The 20,175-nt window shown below is 35.7% G+C and carries 13 protein-coding genes; 7 read left to right on the top strand and 6 right to left on the bottom strand.

The window, feature by feature from the left end:
• Positions 1–39: 39 nt before the first annotated feature.
• From A3EM_RS0132380 to A3EM_RS0132365, 4 genes are all read right to left on the bottom strand, one after another.
• Positions 40–1,494 carry a DUF4302 domain-containing protein gene (locus tag A3EM_RS0132380; RefSeq protein ID WP_020532424.1) on the bottom strand — a complete coding sequence of 485 codons (1,455 nt, stop codon included), beginning with the start codon at positions 1,492–1,494 and terminating at the stop codon, positions 40–42.
• A 107-nt stretch (positions 1,495–1,601) separates the two neighbouring features.
• Positions 1,602–2,471 carry a substrate import-associated zinc metallohydrolase lipoprotein gene (locus A3EM_RS0132375; protein WP_020532423.1) on the bottom strand — a complete coding sequence of 290 codons (870 nt, stop codon included), beginning with the start codon at positions 2,469–2,471 and terminating at the stop codon, positions 1,602–1,604.
• Positions 2,472–2,518: 47 nt separating this feature from the next.
• Positions 2,519–4,060 carry a RagB/SusD family nutrient uptake outer membrane protein gene (locus tag A3EM_RS0132370; protein WP_169513446.1) on the bottom strand — a complete coding sequence of 514 codons (1,542 nt, stop codon included), beginning with the start codon at positions 4,058–4,060 and terminating at the stop codon, positions 2,519–2,521.
• A gap of 42 nt (positions 4,061–4,102) precedes the next feature.
• Complete coding sequence (locus tag A3EM_RS0132365) at positions 4,103–7,435, bottom strand: SusC/RagA family TonB-linked outer membrane protein (RefSeq protein WP_020532421.1); 3,333 nt, start codon at positions 7,433–7,435, stop codon at positions 4,103–4,105.
• Between the two features lie 960 nt (positions 7,436–8,395).
• Here A3EM_RS0132365 and A3EM_RS0132360 point away from each other — a divergent pair.
• From A3EM_RS0132360 to A3EM_RS46510, 6 genes are all read left to right on the top strand, one after another.
• Positions 8,396–9,208: a PKD domain-containing protein gene (locus A3EM_RS0132360; RefSeq protein ID WP_020532420.1), complete on the top strand. Its 813-nt coding sequence runs from the start codon at positions 8,396–8,398 to the stop codon at positions 9,206–9,208.
• A gap of 232 nt (positions 9,209–9,440) precedes the next feature.
• Entirely contained in the window at positions 9,441–10,283 is an 843-nt protein-coding gene (accD, locus tag A3EM_RS0132355) for an acetyl-CoA carboxylase, carboxyltransferase subunit beta (RefSeq protein WP_020532419.1), read from the top strand.
• Positions 10,284–10,536: 253 nt separating this feature from the next.
• Positions 10,537–11,832 carry a rod shape-determining protein RodA gene (gene rodA / locus A3EM_RS0132350; RefSeq protein WP_020532418.1) on the top strand — a complete coding sequence of 432 codons (1,296 nt, stop codon included), beginning with the start codon at positions 10,537–10,539 and terminating at the stop codon, positions 11,830–11,832.
• 452 nt (positions 11,833–12,284) lie between these two features.
• Positions 12,285–12,899: an RNA polymerase sigma factor gene (locus A3EM_RS44285; RefSeq protein WP_020532416.1), complete on the top strand. Its 615-nt coding sequence runs from the start codon at positions 12,285–12,287 to the stop codon at positions 12,897–12,899.
• Between the two features lie 222 nt (positions 12,900–13,121).
• Positions 13,122–13,850: a FecR family protein gene (locus A3EM_RS46515; protein WP_020532415.1), complete on the top strand. Its 729-nt coding sequence runs from the start codon at positions 13,122–13,124 to the stop codon at positions 13,848–13,850.
• Between the two features lie 16 nt (positions 13,851–13,866).
• On the top strand, positions 13,867–14,148 hold the full coding sequence (locus A3EM_RS46510) for a FecR domain-containing protein (protein WP_020532414.1): 282 nt from the start codon (positions 13,867–13,869) through the stop codon (positions 14,146–14,148).
• 82 nt (positions 14,149–14,230) lie between these two features.
• Here A3EM_RS46510 and A3EM_RS0132325 read toward each other — a convergent pair whose 3' ends face one another.
• A complete protein-coding gene (locus A3EM_RS0132325) occupies positions 14,231–18,199 on the bottom strand; it encodes an AAA domain-containing protein (RefSeq protein WP_020532413.1) in 3,969 nt (1,322 codons plus the stop codon).
• A 296-nt stretch (positions 18,200–18,495) separates the two neighbouring features.
• Here A3EM_RS0132325 and recO point away from each other — a divergent pair, with 296 nt between their 5' ends.
• Complete coding sequence (gene recO, locus A3EM_RS0132320) at positions 18,496–19,179, top strand: DNA repair protein RecO (RefSeq protein WP_020532412.1); 684 nt, start codon at positions 18,496–18,498, stop codon at positions 19,177–19,179.
• Here the strand turns inward: recO and A3EM_RS44275 are convergent.
• Positions 19,173–20,159, bottom strand: a complete 987-nt coding sequence (locus A3EM_RS44275) for a glycosyltransferase family 9 protein (protein ID WP_020532411.1) — start codon at positions 20,157–20,159, stop codon at positions 19,173–19,175. The two genes, recO and A3EM_RS44275, sit on opposite strands and share 7 nt — an antisense overlap.
• Between the last annotated feature and the right edge of the window lie 16 nt (positions 20,160–20,175).

The following is a 20,175-nucleotide window of genomic DNA, read 5'->3' as shown; positions in this document are numbered from 1 at the left end:
AAAGTGACGGTGTTCTTGAAACTGTGGGTATTTTTTTTATTATTTCACTAAAATAATTTCATTGAAATTGCAAGGATTAAATAGCCTGTAAACTGTTAAATCATCTATCGGGATATCAATGGCATAAAGATCATTTCCACCATCAAAAAGCTCATCTGTAATTTCCTTTATCTTCTCATCATCCCCTTCGTCAGGTGTTTTATCGAAGTAGTATTCATCCAGTAAATTAATGGTAATTTTATTTCCAACTGTGGTAGTTGGTTCAAATTTTCTCATTACAAGTCTGGAATTTCCTTCACTATCGATAAGTGAGAAACCCATTGCATAAAGTGGTTCTCCTTCTACTTCATAGCCATAATAGAAGATGAATCCTCCAAGGTCATTAAACTTTTCTTCAAATGAGGCCTCACCTGAAGCACCATTTCCACCTGTAGAAATAAAGAGCGGATTCACTGAGTAAAAATCGTCAGCTTGTGGAACAAAAGTAGCCCCTTTGTCATCCGCAAGGCTTGTTTCCATGGTGATGTTACCAATTCCGGGAATGGAACCGGTGTATTTTACCCCATCTTCAGGTTCCGTCATACAAAAATCAACTGTGGCCTCCGCAAAATCCGTAAGTGCAATAGATGTAATTTCAAAAGCCTTTCCTCCTACACTAAAAGAAACCGGAGTCTCAAAAATTATGGAATTGTTTTGTAAGGAATAAGCATAAAATTCTCTATCAAGGTTTACGGTTTGTCCTTCCAAAACTTCTTCTTCGGTAGTCCCAACCCCGGCAAATCTGGCTTCCACAATCCGACTTCCTGTGTAAAATCCGAAGAAGACAGAAAGGTCTTCCCCATTTACTGCCCCAGGTGCCAAAATATGTTGAACGATAGGTTCTCCTCCTAAAATAAATTGACCAGAACCCGGATCATAAATCCCAAAAGGTGTTGGACCAGCCATTTTATTCAACATTGTTGATACATCTTTGGCTAAAAGTTGGTCGTCTCCGGGATTCGCTCTTTCAAAAGTAATTACTGAAGGCACTCCAGTATCGGAAGCACTTTCGAAAACCAGTGTATTATTAGTAGTATCTTTTAATTTGAATACAAATTGGAATTCTCCACCGAATGTAGCCTGGTTCAGCTCAAATAAGTAATGAAATACTGCATAAGTTTCAAATACTAATTTTGTTTCATTAAGGATGTCAATTCTATAAGGAATGGTCTGATTAAAGAAATCCTGATCGTCCGTGGATACATCCGATTGGATAGTTACCTGGCCATTGGCATCAAATTTCAGTAAGACAGTGTAAACACCGGTTAAATCAGCCGGAACATAGGAAATTCTCCATCCATCAGCCGGGGCAATTAATTCATTAATTAATTCGGTTTTTGCTGCCTTTTGGCGACTTTCTACTGTTTCAATGTCCTCATTGGATTTATCCTCCTCGCATGCGCTTAAGGTGAGTACAAAAGAGATAACTAAAAAAATAAAGATTCTGTTGATCATAATTCTTACTTAAAAAGATGATAAGAAGTTATCTGTAAAATTTTCTTCAAATGCTTTAATTCCTGAAAGTATTGATGGAAATAAGCATTGAATTATTTTTGAAATAATTATAATAGCTTTTGCAATTCTTTTCTAAGCTCATCCAAATCTAAACCGGTAACATTGAGGTAGTGTTCTTTGATAGCCACCAGCTTTTGATTGATTTTTTCTTTTCCCTCATTCATTCTTTCACATTCGGCTGTATTACAATTTTCTTCAGGGGTTAAATATTTTTCCTCAAAATCTGTGAAATACACATAAAAGGCTACCAACTCGGCAAAATCCTCATTTGGGCTACTGGTGGCATATGGTGAAACAAAGCCTCTGGCAATAGCTTCATTTTCAGAGACATTGAACCATGATCCAGAACTGCTATATCCTTGTGGAGAAATTTTTTCGTAGTCAGTTGGAAGCTTGTATAATTGGTGAACTATATGGGCAAATTCGTGATAAATTGTACCTAGTTGCTGGTCTAACCATTCTTCATCTTCCGGGTCAATACTATTTACATTCAATAAAGTGATTCTGGCACCTGCATCCGCAGTTCCTAATAAAATTCCCCTTGAAGTATAAATTACCCCGCCTAAAAGGATAAATTCTGCAGGAACATGATCTCTGAAAAATTCATTGCCATTTTCCACAGCCAGGTAGGGACCAACCCAATATTTATCAATAAAGTCCAGCATTGGTTTTACATTTTCCAACCTGGGAGGAGTTACCCTTTGCCCCGGGCTTACGTACCTGTCTACAAATTTATATCGAATAGCTACCCCATATTCTTTAGTGAAATTATCCTCTATATATTGATCCAGTTCCGTGGGGTTCAAATCATCCTCTACATCAGTTTTGGGCACATTAATACTATCCTCAGGATAGCATCCTGAAAGAAAAACCAGGAATAGCGAAGCCGCCAGGAATATTATATTTGATGTTTTCATATTTCTTATTTGAATTAATTCGAATTCAAAAATGATTTTTTTGCTTTTTACCTTTCGTTTTGTTTTAAGCCTCCCACATCTATGGCAGACTGTGGAATAAGAATAACTTTTCTGGGGTCATCCTCTTCAAGCGTGATGGAAATGGAACCATCGATATTAAGATCATGGGTTACGGTTGTAGAGAAAAACTGGGGATTAACGCCTAATAGATCTCTGATTTTGGTCAGTCTTTTTAGGTCAAACCATCTTAAACCCTGCATGATAAATTCTTTCCTTCTTTCTAAATGGACATACAGAAATAATATAATTCTATCCACTGAGGAATCAGAGGTGGGTACACCATAAAATTCCCTCAAAACTTCCATATCTAAATCGGGGCGGCCTAAATATCTCTTTTTTACCAATGTTTCAAGATCCGCAAGTGCAAGGTTTAATTTACCCTGATAAATATAGGATTCTGCCCTGTTCAGTAAAACTTCTTCTCCTCTAAACCCAAGTGCAATATGATAAGGAAGACCAAAATTGGAGTTAATACTACTTCTTTCGAAAAGACTTTCATACCGAACTGGAAATAAAGCATTATCTCCTTTCACAAATGCTGGATTTTCCCTTTGGTCAGTATTGGAAAAGGGTCTGTTACTAAACAGGTTTCCATAAAGTTCTTCAGTTGGTCCGTATGATTCAAAAGTTCTGTGGAAATTAGATATTTTCCTAATTAATAGCAGATTAGCCTTTTCTTCAGGAGAGGAATATAACCTTGGGTAATCTTCAATGGAGGAACTTGCATTTCTGTATTCTTCGGAGTTAAAATCTCTCACAAAAGAAGTTGCACTACTTCCCAATAATGTATTGCTATACTCTTCACATTTTACAAAATCTCCTTTGTATAAATAAAACCTGGAAGCAAAAGCTAAAGCTGCATTTCTGTTGAAATGATATTTTCCCGAATTCTCAAAGAAGCTTTCATTTACCAGCTCTATTCCTTCCAGCATATCTTTTTCTACTTTAGCATATACTTCTTCTACTGTATTTCGCGTATAAGTTTTCAGAAAAACAGTTTCTGGCTCTTCTACATAGGGTACACCCAGGTCACTGTCTGCAGATTCTGCATCATAATGTTTGGCGAATAAATTCACCAAAATAAAATGAGCATAAGCTCTCGTGAGTAAAGCTTCAGATTTTACCGCACTTTTTCTGGATAATTCATCTTCTGTTTTGGCAGGCAAGTTTTCAAGTGCAGCTAAAACCTCATTGGCATGTGCTACGGATTCATAAGCATTATACCAATAGAATACAGGAGTATCCTGGTTTGTGGGATCAACCGTAACTTCCTCCCAGGAATATATTTGCTCATATTCATTTCTCAAGCTCGTTCCCCTGGTGAAGTTCACATCATCTGTCATCCAGTCAGTAAAAGCATAACTTGCAGCAGGATAAGCATTAGTCAATAACTGCGCAGACTTTTCAAGGTTATCAAGGGCTACCCTGTTGTCCGGAATTTCATCAAGATAATCATCACAGGAAACAACTGTGAGCAAGAGGATTATTAAGGCGAAATAACTAATATATTTTTTACTGTATATTTTCATTGGAAAAAAATCAAGTTTTTTCATTCTTAATCGAAATAAAAATTAAAGCCCAATATTTAAAGAAAAGGTTACTAATCTTGGGGTAGGCAAGGCCACACCACCAGCTGAAATAAACTCAGGGTCCTGGCCGTTCAGAGCGGGATCAGAATAGAGCAGTGCCAGGTTTTGGCCTTCAGCAGATAATCCCAGGCTGCCTAATTTTAAGGCATCTACAATTTTGGGGGGGAATGAATAAGACAAGCGAACCAGTTTAAGTCGAATGTGGTCTCCATCCACAATTCTCACATCACTTTTATTATATAAATTATAGGCATTACTATATTCACCGTTAAAAGCCAGTAAATCTTGATTGACAATTGCCGGAATATCAGTAATATTTTCATCTCCTGGAACTGACCATCTGTTGATCAATTCTCTTGGTAAGGCATCAAAATCAGTATAAGATGGGTAAAAGGCATCATTTAGTCTGATTTTATAATCGTATTTGTAGGTGAGTAATACATTAAGTGAAAGCCCTTTGTAGGTGAAGGTGTTGGTAAATCCTCCGGCTCCTCTTGGTTCTGCAGGACCTTCATATTTAAGAATTTCAGTTAAATTATTTCTTTGTTGAAGGTCAATGTCATACACTTTTTCCCCATCTTCATTAAAGAATTGTGGAATTCCCTGATTGTCAAGTCCGGCAAACTTGGCAGAATATAAACTGGATTTTGGACTACCTAACACAGCTGCTCCAGACTGAACCATGGCATCTACCAATCTTGGTCCAAAGTCTAATCTGGTTACTTCATCCCGGGTATATCCTAAGTTGAAATTAGATGTCCAGGTAAAGTCCTTTTTCCGAATGTTGGTGGTGGAAATGGCAATTTCATATCCTTCAGCTTCCAAATCGGCAAAGTTTCCAAATTTGAAGGTCTCACCTCCAATACCACTAGTTTGTACTATCCCAACCAGGTCAAAACCAAGCCTTTGGTAATAATTTAAAGTGGTATATATTCTACCATCGAAAAGTCCTACATCCAATCCTACATTAAACTCTTTCAATTTTTCCCAGGTAAGATCGGTATTGGTAAGGCTGGCAATATATAAATAAGGTTCAATATCCGTTGGGCGAACCGTTACGTCTGCTCTTAAATCAAGCAGGGCACTGGTTCCTGGGGGAAGATTTCCGGATAGACCGTAAGTGGCTCTCAATTTTAAGTCACTGATAAAATCAAAGTCCGACATGAAGTTTTCATTGTGTGCATTCCAGGCACCACTCACATTCCAGGTGGGCAGATACCTTGCTTGCTGACTATTTCCCAATTGGTTTGAACCATCATACCTTACGGTAAAATTGGCTATATATCTGGATTTATAAGAATATCCACCATTTAAAAACGCTCCAAAAAAACGATCTCTTTCTTCATTTAACGAATAATAATCAATGTTTTGAGCATTGAAAAATTCAATGATATTAGGATCGGTTATTACAATTCCACCATTTTCATAAAGCACACCAATTCCAGTAGTACTGGTTGCATTTCTGTCAGTATACCTTAATTCAGCACCACCGAGGGCATTAAATTCGTGTGTATCTCCTATTTTTTTATTCCAGTCGGCACTTATTCTACCATACATGTTCAGGAGGTCATTTTGATCTCTGTAATTGAATCCTCCCTGGGGTAACACAACCACTGGGTTCAACCCGGGATTGTCCGGATCTCTATACAATAATTGGTTGCTTTCCTGAATAAACTGTGTTCCATCTGCTCTATAGGCTTCTGCCTGATTGGATCTCTCATGAACAATGTGTTCCCGGTTGGTGCTGGCATATCTTCCCTGAATTACACTTTTTATAGAAAGATTGTTTACAGGTCGGACTTCAAAATCGGCTTGGGCAGAAATATCCGCTACATTTATTTTCATGTAATTGTACTCCAATTCCTCCAGGATGTTGAATGGGGCATAATTTCTTCTGAAATATTCCAAATCTCCATTTTCATCCCGGGGCCGGATCGACCTGCTGGTATTCAAAGCAAAGCTGAAAGGGTTGATGTCAAATCCCCTCACATATCTTCCAGAAAGTGGATCCAGTTCCCTGTTTCTGGTTCCAGGCGCTTTTTGATCCCTGTAACTACCAGAAAGTTTTAAACCGAAGGTAAAAGCATCGGAAATGAAGTATGTATTTTTTGCAGTACCTGTAATTCTTTTTACATCGTCAGCAATGGTTTGCCCCTGGTCGGTGAGGTAACTGATAGAATAATAATTATTCACCTTTTCAGTACCAGAAGAAAAACTTAGAGAATGTTGTTGTTGTAACCCAAAATCTCTGAACAATTCATCAAACCAATCGGTATTGGCATTTTCATATTGGTTTAAAAAGTCTTCATTGAGTTCGCCATAGGCTCCCCAGGGAATTTCGTGATTGGCTATTTTAGAAAACATTTTGCCAATTGCTCCATAGTTTTGAGCCCTTACAGAAGTTCCAATATCAATATGTCCTTTATCCACCAATTCCCTATAAACAGACATTTCTTCTCCAGAATTGAGAAAATTAAACTGGTTATAAGTAGGCCTTAGTTTTACAGAAAAGTTACCTGAATAATTTACCCTCAGCTTACCACTTTTCCCTTTTTTTGTACTGATGACTATGACCCCATTCGCTGCTCTGGCTCCGTAAAGGGCAGTAGCAGAGGCATCTTTCAATACCTGTACAGATTCAATATCACTTGGGTTGAGATTAGCCGTAGATGAACTGATAAGAGAACTGGAATTTCCGGAAACAATATCCTCAGCACTTACATTCACAAGGTCTTCCAGAATAACTCCATCAATCACAAATAAGGGTTGGTTATTTCCATTAATAGAGGCGTTTCCCCTTATTCTAATTTTAGGAGAAGATCCAAATGATCCTGAAGGATTTTCCACTGAAACACCAGCAACCTGTCCATCAAGCATTTTTCCTACATCAGTAGATCCTGCCATTTGAATATCCTTCATTTTTACCATCTCGGCTGAGCCTGTAAAAAGTTTCCTGTTTACCTCCTGAAATCCGGTCACAACTACTTCTTCAAGAATTTCGGATTCTTCGGCCATGGTAACAGAAAGGTTGGTTTCATTTCCAATTTTTTGGGAAATGGACTGCATGCCTACCATGCTGAAAATCAGGGTTGTGCCTGGCTCTGCCTGTATTTTGAATTGGCCGTCAAAATTTGTAACGGTTCCCTTACTGGTTCCTTCTACCACTACAGAAACACCCGGGAGTGGAAGTTTGTCCGCATCCACCACTGTTCCTGATATAGTGCCTTGATCCTGGGACAGGGCATTGGAAAGGGTGATAAGAACTATTGCCAGACTTAATAACAAGCGAACACTGGAAATTAAATTTTTAGACATTTTAAGTATTATATCTTAATAAATTGATGGAATTTTTCATCTGGTTTCTCAAAAATTCCAGATGAATTGAAAGGGAAACTTTTGTGATTAGAGAGACATTAAAAAGACAGGGAAAAACCTCTTGAATTTAAGCTAAAAAACATTTGAACTATGCGTTATTCAAATCTATAATGCACACATTTATCAGCCTAAATTAAGCGAATTTAAAACAAGTAAATTTTGTAATCTATCCCAATAATTTTTGATGAAACTCAACTTAAAAAGTCAACCTTAGAGTTTGGGTTGAAGTTTGGTTCCCCGGAGTTATTTCCGGGAAGTTTAAAGTAAAAAATCAGTTTAAAAAATAATTCAATAAAAAAATCGAATCTTTAAATACAATGCCCAAACATTGAATTTGTTATGTTAAAATTTAATTTTTTTACGAAATAATATCCATGCCAAAAATTGATGAACTTATGGCCTATTTTGCTATAAACCAATAGAATAATTAATTCCTTAACAGAAAAAGTGTAAGGAGAGGTTCACTACAAATAAATCATAAAAAAAATCAAAATTCTGGTAGTTGTAACTGATTTTTTTAGTAAAAAGAAATTTAATTAAAACAATTATTTAAGACAGTAAACCTGCCTGAAAATCTAATTAACTAACCTGATGCTGATTTCTCGTTTTCACTAATACATTTATTCTAAATTTTACCCTACTTTTTCTTCGAAAAAAAACTAAATATTAAAAAATGCCCTGATTTTGAGAGAAATAAATAAAAGATGTTAAAAAAATATAAATTATTATAATATATTTATTCCCTAATTGCTGATTGAATTAACCAAAACCTTCTACTGATAGCATTTCTGCCTGTTCGTCAAAATGCGCTGAACCTAATTCTGATTTTTCGTTTTTATTCATTTTTTACTCAGGGTTGGGTAGTTATTTTTAAGCGTTTACCTTTTTAAATTAAATCATATGAAGAATTTATTCAGAATACCTTTATTGTTATTGGGCCTGTCTGCCTTTTTCTTTTCTTGTGAAGACGAGCCGGATTTGGGACCACCGCCTGTGGTTGATTTCGAAGTATCAGCAAAAGTGGCAGAAATCGGAGAGTTATTAGCTTTTACTAACAATAGCACAGTGGAAAGTGGAACTCCAACATTTGAGTGGAATTTTGGAGATGGGGATTTAAGCGAAAAGGAAAGTCCGACTCACTTTTATAGTGATACAGGAACTTATGTGGTAACCTTAAAAGTGACTTCCGAAATGGGTGCTTCTGAAATGGTTGAACAAAATGTTAGAGTAGGGAGAAGATATCTGAAAAGCCTGGAATTGCTAAGTTGGGCTGATTCCAATATTGTGGATATAGTGGATGATACCATTGTTTGGGGACCATGGGATGAAGATGGGTCAGGGCCGGATATCTCCTGGGTAGTTTTTGGACCAGAGGGTATTGGGGATATTGATACCAGGGCTAATCCGGTGGCTGATGTTACCACTGGACCTGTGGTAATTGATATTACTGGAGATTATTTGTTAGCTAATTCCCTATATACAGTGGCTATTGTGGATGTAGATGATGTGAATAATGCCGATAGTATTGATATTATCGTAGTTCGAAACCAATCACTTAATCCTTTAAACCCAAACCTTACTTTACACGAAAATTCGGCAGGACAGTTTATTACAGGGAAAAACCCTGATACAGGTGAAGGGGCCGTTTTAATTGGAAATGATCCAAATCAACTTGATTTGGGTATTGGCTTTATGAACTTTGAAATCAGGTAGTTTTACCAATATAATTTGACAATGAAAGCATAGCTGGGAAGGCTGTGCTTTTTTTGTTTAAATAGTTTTGCTCTCAGAATCAAATAGTTGTGGGAAATGAACATAAATATAACTTTTCTCAACTACTTAATTCTCAAATAATTAAATATCTTTGCCCTCTATTCTCCAAGCGAATTTGGGGAAAAAATATCGTGTTTTATTGATCGTGAATCTGTATAATTAATAATAAATTATGTCGTGGTTTAAAAGAAAGGAAAAAGGAATTACTACCCCTACCAATGAAAAAAAAGATTCTCCTGATGGATTATGGGAAAAAATGCCAAGTGGTAAAATCATCCATAAGAAACAACTAAAGGAAAATGCCTATGTGTATCCTGATGATAACTACCATAAAAGAATTGGGTCTACAGAATATTTTGAAATTCTATTCGATAATAATGAATTTACTGAGCTGGATGCGAATCTTACTTCGAATGATCCACTCAAATTTACAGATTCCAAATCCTACCCTGAAAGAATAAAGGATAGCCAGAAGAAAACGGGATTGAAGGATGCGGCAAGAACGGCTCATGGAAAAATAAATGGATTGCCATTAGTAGTTTGTTGTATGGATTTTTCCTTTATTGGGGGATCAATGGGTTCTGTAGTTGGAGAAAAAGTTGCCAGAGCTATTGATTATGCCTTAAAAACCAAAACTCCTTTTCTGATGATTTCTAAATCTGGAGGAGCCAGAATGATGGAAGCGGGTTTATCCTTAATGCAAATGGCAAAAACTTCGGCTAAGCTGGCCTTACTTTCTGAAGCTAAAGTTCCCTATATTTCCTTGATGACAGATCCTACTACAGGTGGAGTCACTGCCTCTTTTGCCATGCTGGGGGATTTTAATATTGCCGAACCAGGTGCCCTAATTGGTTTTGCCGGGCCGAGGGTAATTAGAGAGACCATTGGGAAAGATTTGCCAAAAGGATTTCAAAGTGCTGAATTTTTACTTGAGCATGGATTTATTGATTTTATAGTAAACAGAGTAGAATTAAAAACTAAAATTACCACTTTATTGCAATTACTGGCAAACTAAAAAGGAATCCTGTTGCTGAGCAGTTGCGCTCATCAACTGATTTTTTGGAATAAAACTTGACTGAAAATAAGCGAAGGTTTGGTAATTTAAATATGTGCTGACTTTCAAAATACTACGCCTGCTAGTCAGGCGTTGCTTTTTTATCCCTGTTAGGAAAAGTTGATGATAAAATTTTTTAGCGTCCGGAGCAGGGTAGTTTTTGTATTGGAATGATAGAAACATCTAATATTTTCCATTTTTTTAGCTTTGATTAATGCGATCTCAAAATAGATTATCCCAAACAATTGACTGGCCTACAATACTTATTTATCTGGCAATGGTTTTCTTTGGCTGGATAAATATTTATGCTGCTGTTTATGATCCGGATATTCAGCAGGGTATTTTTAATACCAATTACAATGCTGGTAAACAATTCGTTTGGTTTAGTCTTAGTCTTGTTTTGATTATCGCTGTTCTGGTGATGGACTTTAAGTTCTATGATACCTTTGCACTTCCAATTTATGGAGTGGTCATGCTTTCCCTTATATTAGTATTGCTTTTTGGACGGGAAGTAGCAGGTTCTAAATCATGGTTTGATTTGGGAGGAATTAGAATACAGCCGGCAGAATTTGCAAAATTGGCTACAGGCCTTGCTATCGCCAAGCTTTTAAGCTATTCTGGTAAAAAGCTGGACAATATTCCCACTTTTCTCACCATGCTGGCTTTAATTTCATTTCCCGCTGCTTTAATTATCCTTCAGGGAGACACAGGCTCGGCATTGGTTTTTGCCTCATTTATAATTGTGTTTTACAGAGAAGGGTTTCCCGGTTTTATCATTGCGCTTGGATTGATGTTCGTAGTCTTTTTCATCATTACTTTGTTTTTCAGGGGAGAAGATTTTAATATATTAATCTGGTCGATTGTGGCATTGGGATTAATTATTGGAGCGGCATTATTCCTGCTCTCCAAGAAAAAGAAATTACAAAAGGCATTATTCTCTGTATTGGTGTCCTTTTTATTAATTGGAATGGCCTATAGTGTGGATTATGTCATGAAAAATGTACTAAAGCCTCACCAGAGTAAGCGGATAGAGTTTTTGGTAGATCCTGATATTGATCCGATGGGAATTGGCTGGCAGGTTACCCAATCCAAAATTGCCATTGGTTCAGGTGGACTAATAGGTAAAGGGTTTTTAAAAGGTACTCAAACCAAATTTGATTTTGTACCGGATCAGAGTACTGATTTTATTTTTTGTACAGTAGGGGAAGAAAGAGGATGGATAGGGAGTCTTATTGTGATAGGATTATTCATAGCTTTGTTTTTTAGGATCATGTTTATCGCAGAAAGGCAAAAGTCCCGGTTTACCAGAATTTACGGCTATTCTGTGTTGGGAATATTCTTTTTCCATTTCATGGTGAATATCGGGATGACTATTGGTCTTTTTCCCGTAATCGGTATTCCCTTGCCATTCTTTAGCTATGGGGGGTCCTCACTATGGTCTTTCACAATTCTTTTATTTATTTTGATAAAGCTGGATGCGCACAGAATGCAAATACTTGCCAGATCTTAACAATGAGGTAATAAAAATTTTGCTGGAATAAGAAAGATTTACCTGTCTTCTAAATTTGATATTCGAATTGTTTCCAATAACCAATTTTAATTTTTATTTTTCGGGATTATAGAGGTTTATTCCGAATAAGAATTAGAATAGCAAAACTTGATTTGAATCCTCAGGGAAAACCAAATATTTATAATTATTTCCCTGAAAAAACTGAGGTCATCAGGTTTTACCCTATCTTGAGGAAAGGATAAAATTTTATTCATTCGAAATTTTTCGTTTATTTTAATTTTGGGCTTTTTTAACAACTGGTGACTTTAATTATAAGCGGGAATTTCAGAAATTTAAACCAATATTCCTGTTTGATGCTCATACTTATAGTATCGTACTATTTTTGTTCAAATGCTTATTATGCATTTATTTTGATATAAATAGAAATTGATTTTCCATTGACATCCCTAAGATTGAAAGCGTATAAAGAAGAGGAACTGATTGCCAAAGTACAACAGGGTGATCAGAAGGCCTGGAAAGAAATTGTGAAAAGGTATTATAATCCTCTTTATGTGTATATCCTTGGAATGGTGAAGATTGAAGATCTTGCTGAAGAATTGGTTCAGGATATTTTTGTGAATTTTTGGCAAAAAAGAGAATCCATTCAAATAAACAGTTCATTAAAAGCCTACCTGTACAGATCCTCCAGAAATCACACCTTGAATTACCTTAAAAGACGAAAGTTTGAAAAGGAGTATCAAAAAAAACTCGCTCAAACCTCAATTAATTTCCATAATGATACCGAAGACAAATACAATTATTCTGAATTAAGCAAGAAGCTTCATGAAGCTATTGAAGCCCTTCCTGCACAATGCCAGGAAATATTTAAGTTGAGCCGGTTTGAAGAATTGACTTATAAAGAAATTGCAGAATCCTTAAATATTCCTGTAAGAAGAGTTCATTATCAAATTGGAATTGCCCTCAAGGAATTGAAGATTAAATTAAAAGGATTATTAAATGATGATTTTATCCCTGTTATTTTATTCTTTATAATTTGTAACTTTATAAATATTATGGATAAAATTTGACTTAATCTGATTTTAGATTGTCCTATATAATACTAGGTATAGTTGAACTAATTAACAAGAGCATTAGTTAAGCAAATTTGGGTTATTTTCCTTAAATTGAGACTTACTAATGTTTGTTTTAAATTTAATACTGCTGTGTATTTTATAACCGAACCTTAGTAATTTTTTCAACTTTTAATATAAAAAAGAATATATGATTTGAACTTTACAAATGAATAAGTTATGAGTAAGTTAGACTGGACACTAATCGCCCAGTATTTGACCGGTGCCTGTTCAAAGGATGAAAAGGATAAATTTATTAGCCTTGTGGACTCTGATCAGGAATTTAAAGAATCTTATTATAAAGCCGCTCAAGTTTGGGAAGAATCAGATCACCTATTGGATGCAAACCAATATTATAAATCTGAGCCTGAAATTGATGTCCGCATTGAAAAAATGATGGGTTTAATTGACAAACCCATTGAACAGAAAAGGAGAAAACTTCTACCTTTTAAACCTTCCAGAATTGCTGCATCTGTTATTATCCTTTTGGGAATATTTAGTGGAATTTACTTTTACACTACCCCAAATAATAACAGAGAGTTTTCCTACATTCATAAAACAACGGATAGAGGTGAAATGGAAAGAATTACACTTTCTGATGGAACCAAGGTTTGGCTTAATGTAGATAGTAAATTGGGGTATCCAAGTAATTTTACAGGGAATAATCGTCAGGTAGAATTGGTAGGTGAAGCGTATTTTGAGGTTGCTGAAGATTCTGCCAGGCCATTTGTGGTGATTGCCGGGAAAACTATTACAAAAGTTTTGGGAACCTCATTCAACCTGAATGCTTATCCTAATGAGGAGAATATTACCCTTACTGTAGCTTCCGGAAGAGTAGGTTTTCTTACCAATTCTCAATCGAAATCTCCAAAGGAAGATATTTATTTACTTAATCCTAATCAGGTATAATGTTTCCTCTAAAAAGGTGGAGACTTCTTCCAAAATAGAAAGTGAACAGGATATTGCCTGGAAAAACAGAAGGTTAGTATTTAAGAATACAAAGATGTATGAAGTGGTGAAAGTTTTGGAAAGATGGTATGATGTGGAAATTACTGTTACTGATAGGGAAATTTTGGAAAGAACATTAACCGCAGAGTTTAGTGATAAAACGGTTGACCATGTGCTTAAAATGATATCACCGGTGGTAGACGCCAAATATGAAAAGAAAGGGAAAAGGGTGTTATTAAGGCGATCACACAATCAATAAAAATATTTTTCAAGTTTTTTAGAGGGCTGAAATGTACAATCATTTCAGCCTTTTTTATTTCCACAAATCTACAAAATAACTATTACCCAAGATACTTCTCCATTTCACTAAGGAAGTTTTCCTTGTTTTTCCAAAAGTGGCGACTATAGAATCTTCGGTAAGTCCAGTTTTTATCTCTTAAAGTAATCTGGGAATAGCCGTGAGCATCTTTAGTGGAAATACTTTGGAAATAGTAATTATCATCAGTAAGAAGTAATCTTATTTCATTCGATTTATCCAGATTAAGATCGGCAAATGGCAAGGTTGAAGAAAGTGAAAGATTGCCAAAAATAGTCTGAATCTTATTCTTCAAAAACCATTCGGAGCGATTGTTCCCATCAGGTTTGATTGTCGGACTGTATTTCCCCTCATGAATATTTAAGGCATATTGTAAATAATCTTTTAAAAGTTTTGGACCTTCATTTTTCAAATCATCCACCTTTAGTTGAGAAGGATATATACTACTCACAATTATTACTTTCTCTCTTGCCCTCGTTACGGCTACATTAAGTCTGTTTTCCCCTTTTTCCTGATTCAGGCTACCAAACTGAAGTCTAAATTTTCCCGTAGGAGAGGGGGCGTAGCCAATCGAAAATATGATAATATCCCTTTCATCTCCCTGTACATTTTCAATGTTTTTTACAAAAAGTTCGCTCCCATAATTTACCTGAGCTTCCTCGAGTAAATCCTGAATTAATTCCTGTTGTTTGAAATTGAAAGTAATTACACCTATATTTTCTACATTATTTTCAGCATAACTTTTTATCAATTCCACTACTTTTTGGGCCTCTGCCAAATTTATGTTATTCTCCCATACCCCATCCATTTTGATGTAGGAAATGGCAGATTCCTGCTTTAAAAACTCATTATAATCCGGGATTAATCTTAATTCTCCCTGGTAAAAATTCTGATTTGAAAAATCGATCAAATCTAAAGATTTACTTCTATAATGGCCTAATAGGGGAATTTGCTGAACATATTGTTTGCCCAAATCCAAAAGTGAATCTACTTCCAGAGCGGTTTCCCCATCCATTTCTTCTTCCCATCGGGGTTGGTAAAGGTCATATGGGGCCAGTTGCTTATCATCTCCGGTAATCACCACTTGTTTTCCCCGATACATGGCCGGAATACCTCTTTCTGCAAAACACTGGGATGCTTCATCGAAAATTACCAGATCAAAAAATTCCTCCATTGGGAAAACGGCAGATACCGATTCGGGTGAGGCCATCCAGCAGGGAACAAGGTTTAGTAATTCGTGGGAAAAGTTTTGTATGAGTTTTCTTATTGGCCAAATATTTCGCTTTTTACTTACCTGATGTTTCAAATCCCGATAAGTTACCATATTGTTCAGACGGTTATACTCCACCTCTTTATAAGTTCTTTCCCTCACTTTTAATAGGGCAATTTCGCTACTCAGGTCAATTTTAATGTTGATGTTTTCTTTGAGCTTTTCTTCAAGTTGCACCAGCTTTTCGGAAGAAACCGAACGCAATACAGGATATTTAGCCTCAATATGATTTATCCAGGCAATTCGGATACTATTGTCATAAATACTGGCTGATCTTCCCTTTTCCAGTTTTCCGAAATCTTCCAGCAGTCTATTTATAATCAGGTTTTCATCAGAGTTGAGATTTTCTTTGAGTTTATCAAATTCGCATAAAGAATCGAAGTCTTCCTCAAGGGATGCTATTAATTTATCTGTGGGAATACTTCCGTTTAGAATTCCATTTATTTGCTTTATAGAAAGAAACCTGGACCAGTCTTCTTTTACCAAAAGGTGGTTTTGAACTATATTCAGCAAACGGTTAATTTTTTTATAAATCTCATCGAAACTTGCCTCTTCCAGTTCAAGGTATTTTATACCATTTCTCAGAGAATTATAAATCTGTTTGGCATTTACAGCTTTCAGGTGCAGATCAAACCATTTTTGTAGTTCTTCTAAATTTCTGTTTTCAGGAATGTCTATCAGCCAGGGGGAATCGGACAATGAAGATAAATAATGTTCGAGATTCATCCTGTTGTCCAGTTTTATAATTAATGTATTTATAGGCTTGCGGGTATCTTCTAACCCATTGGCTTTTATCAATTCATCAACTTTTGCTTTTTCTTTTGAAAACAGGTTATATATTATTTTTCTAAACCATTGTCGGTTAGCTTGTTTGGCACGCTGCAATAATCCCTGCACATTTCCAATTTCTTTTCGGTCAACAGTGGCCTCAATACCTTCCACCCCAAAAGTATTGAGGGTGTTTTTTTTCATATTGGCTAACCATAAAAAGTCTGTATTTGAATACTTCAGATCATTTTTAAAATAGTTGAACACCACTGGTTCTTCTAATATTTCAAGTAGTTTCAGGAAATCCTCTTTTCTATGATGAATCCAGTCAAATTCATCGAGTTCCAGTTTCATGCTAATGATCTCCTCCACCTGCTGAGTCACCTCCTCAAAATAAGGTTTTATGGAATTGATTTTTTCAATGATCAATCGTTGATCATCAATTTGAAAGTCTTTGAAAGATACCCTGTTTGCCCAGAAATAACTCGAAATATCCAGCTTACTGTAGTAAGTGGCATAATTATCAATTTTTCGCATCACCTCATGATGATTGGAAAAAGGAAAGTTGGGATATTCCCTTCTCAGACTGATAGTCGGGAAATTTATATCACTGGTGAGGTATAATTCTTTTATGGAAATGCCGCATTCTGCAATATCAAAAAGTGCCGATTTAAATTCGTCAAGCTCCTCTACTATTTGGTCGATCTCTCGGCTTACTTTCAGAAAGTTTCTTTCCAGATAAATGGTATCGAGACTATTGTTTTCAGTCTGGAATCTTTCTAAAAGTTCGATTTGCCGGTTAATTTTTTCATAAATTAATTTCCTGTCATTTTTAAAATCGTGAATTAAAGCAGCAAAATCGTCAAACTTTTTCAGGCCCAACCTCTGGTAAACTACATCCAAGGCTGCCTTTTTTTGGCAAACGACCAACACATTTTTACCCTTAGCAATCTGATCTACAATTAAATTGCAAATCAGCTGGGATTTCCCGCTTCCCGGAGGACCCTGAATAACCAGAGACTCTCCACCTTTCACCGCTTTAATGGCTTTTTCTTGGGAAGCATCAATAGGGTATGGGGTAATTAACTCCTCTTCGTGTGAAGCCTTACCCACAAAGGTATCGTGAACCATCGGTTGATTTTTTAATTCATCAGCCGAAAGGAAGAAATCTTCCAGATCTTTTATCCTTTCGGATTTGATCAGGAAATCGTAATCAGGCATGAGATAAGAACCTGCTTCGGGGAAAATCCCCAATACAGCCTCCTGCATTAGGATTAATTCACCTGTCTCAGTCTGGTTTTTAAAGTCCGCCTTTGAATAATTAGTGAAAGCGGTGAGTGTATCTTCAAAAGTTTTCTGGCTAAAATTTAGTTCTAAGGGGGAATTCTTTAAGAGGTTGTAAAGTTCGGTTCGGAAGTCCTGGCTGTCAATGGCAGAGTAGTTAAAGTCATAATCAAGAAAACTTTCATCAAAATTCACATGATTATAGTGGGAAAAAGCCAGTAGAAAGGTTTTGTTAAATGACACGCCCACATCTTTTCTAATAGCAATTACCCAGGAATTGTTTTCAATTTTTAATTCTACCGGAAAAAATAAAAGAGGGCAACGAATTAGAGAATCGTCCAGCATTTTACCATGCACGAAGGGATAACCAACATATAAATCTTTTGCTCCTCGTTCCTCAAATATAAATTTATCGGTACGAAAAATATTCCTTAGCTGATGACTGGTGGTATTGGAATCTTTATCACGGCTGTCAATCGTACTACAAAGTTTTGTTTTCTTTTTAGAAGAAATCAGGTCTTCAATCAGATCGAACGAGGGCCGGTTATCCAGAAAATCAAAATCATGAAGATCAATAAACTGACTTTTAATTAACCTGAGCAGCAACAGAGATCTGTTTTTAGCAGTTAGGTTTGTCAGTCTTTTCTGATATATTTTGAGTGTTTCGTGCAATTTCTATGGATGTTAAAAAGGTGGACTCGATTTACTAAAATAAAAACTACAACTTCATTTTGAAAGGAAGACAATTTCCATCAGTAAAAAGATTCAGCTCCTTTTCTAAGTATAAATGATTAGGTTAAATCCACCTTGACTTTAAACAAATATAAGAATTTTACTATTTGAAAAAAGCAGGCCAATTACCATAAGTTAGAAAAAAGAAGGTGATATTTATACATTATTTAGTTTTGCAATTTATACCAATAAGAAATTGGGAAAATTCTTTTGTTCCCCCATTTTTTTGAAAAATAATGCTTTTTAAAACAAGAGGTTTAGTCCTGAATTTTGTGAAATATAAGGAAACATCCATAATTGCCAGAATCTATACGGAAGAATTTGGGTTAAAATCCTATATCATTAATGGAGTGAGGAGTAAGCGATCGAAAGTGAATAAAATAGCATTGTATCAGCCACTTACTTTATTGGATCTGGTAATTTATAATAAAGAAAGACGTGATATTAACAGAATTTCCGAAGCAAAGATTCATTATCCCTATCAGTCCATTATTTTCGATTTTAAAAAAATTACCATCTCTATTTTTCTTACAGAGGTGCTGAGCAAAACTTTAAAAGAAGAAGAGAAAAATACAGCATTATTCGAGTTTTTGTCAACCAGTTTACAAACTTTTGACCATCTGCCAGCTGACTTTGAGAATTTCCATTTGCAGTTTATGCTAAAACTTTCCCGCTACCTCGGTTTTACCATTGACACCCACCACGACCTTACTCACCAGAGAATACAACACTCAGATCACTTTGGGAGTAGTGAGATTATTGATCAAATGCTTCAGATGCCCTATACGGGTAAAATTCTCACAAATTATAAAACAAGGAACCTTATTCTGGACAAATTGCTTGGGTTTTACCAATTTCACTTCGAAAATTTTAAGGAAGTAAAATCACATGAAATATTAAGGGAATTAATTCATCAGTGAAAATTGAAGGATTCCATAATTTTTTTTGCTACCATTTCCGGAGTGATTAAAGTTACATCATCCGATTCCATCCCTTTTCCCACTACTTCATCTGCTTCAATAAATGTTGCTTTTTCTCCTATGGGCGCCCATCTACCCGGATGCATGGGTCTGTTGGAAGGATAAATCCCAAGAGCAAATTTACCCAGACCAGCGGCAATGTGTAGTGGACCAGTACTGCAGGCAATCAGGCCATTTGTTAAATCGATAAAGTTGATAAATTCTTTAAGAGAAAACTTCCCTGTGACATCAAACACATTTTCCAGTTTAAAAATCTCTGTGTTTTCATCTTTTATTTTTTGCCCTTCTTCTTTGGTGCCTGATATAAAAAAATTGAATTTTTCTTTTGGTAAAAGTTCAGCCAGATTTTGGTAGCTTTTCATGGGCCATTCTCTGGCACTTCCTTTCGATTTCGGATGCAATACAAGATTAATTTTATCGGAATTGATCAGATTTTCTATTTCCGGTTTGCCCAGTGGTTTGGCTTTTAAATTATAATATTGGGCAAGGTCTTTTTGTTGAACTTCTGTGTGAAGATTCAAACCTTTCAATAGTTTAAAGTTCAATTGAGCTTCGTGTAAGTGGGATTTTTTCCTGGAAAAATTAACAAGTTTGTTACAGTATAACCAGTGAAAAATTCGGTGACTGGTTCCAATTCTTATTTTTATGTGGCTTTTTTTGGCAATTTTAGCTAATTCTTTATCCGGGAAAACAAAAATAATAGCATCAGCATCAGGAAGCTCCCCTTTATCTATTATTTTTTCTCTATCCAGAAAACTGTCCACATTTTGGCAGGTGTTAATTACAGATTCAGTATATTTTTTTCCTATAAATAAAATTTTTAACTCAGGATATTTTAACTTTAAAAATCCAGTGAGTGGTAGGGTTAAAATGACATCGCCCAAATTATCAGTTCTACTAATTATAACTTTTTTTAACATCTGAATCAAATATGTA

The organism is Flexithrix dorotheae DSM 6795 (assembly GCF_000379765.1).
GTDB classification, from domain to species: Bacteria; Bacteroidota; Bacteroidia; order Cytophagales; family Flammeovirgaceae; genus Flexithrix; species Flexithrix dorotheae.
The sequence above is the reverse complement of the archived record's forward strand: the minus strand, read 5'-3'. Positions and strand labels throughout refer to the sequence as shown.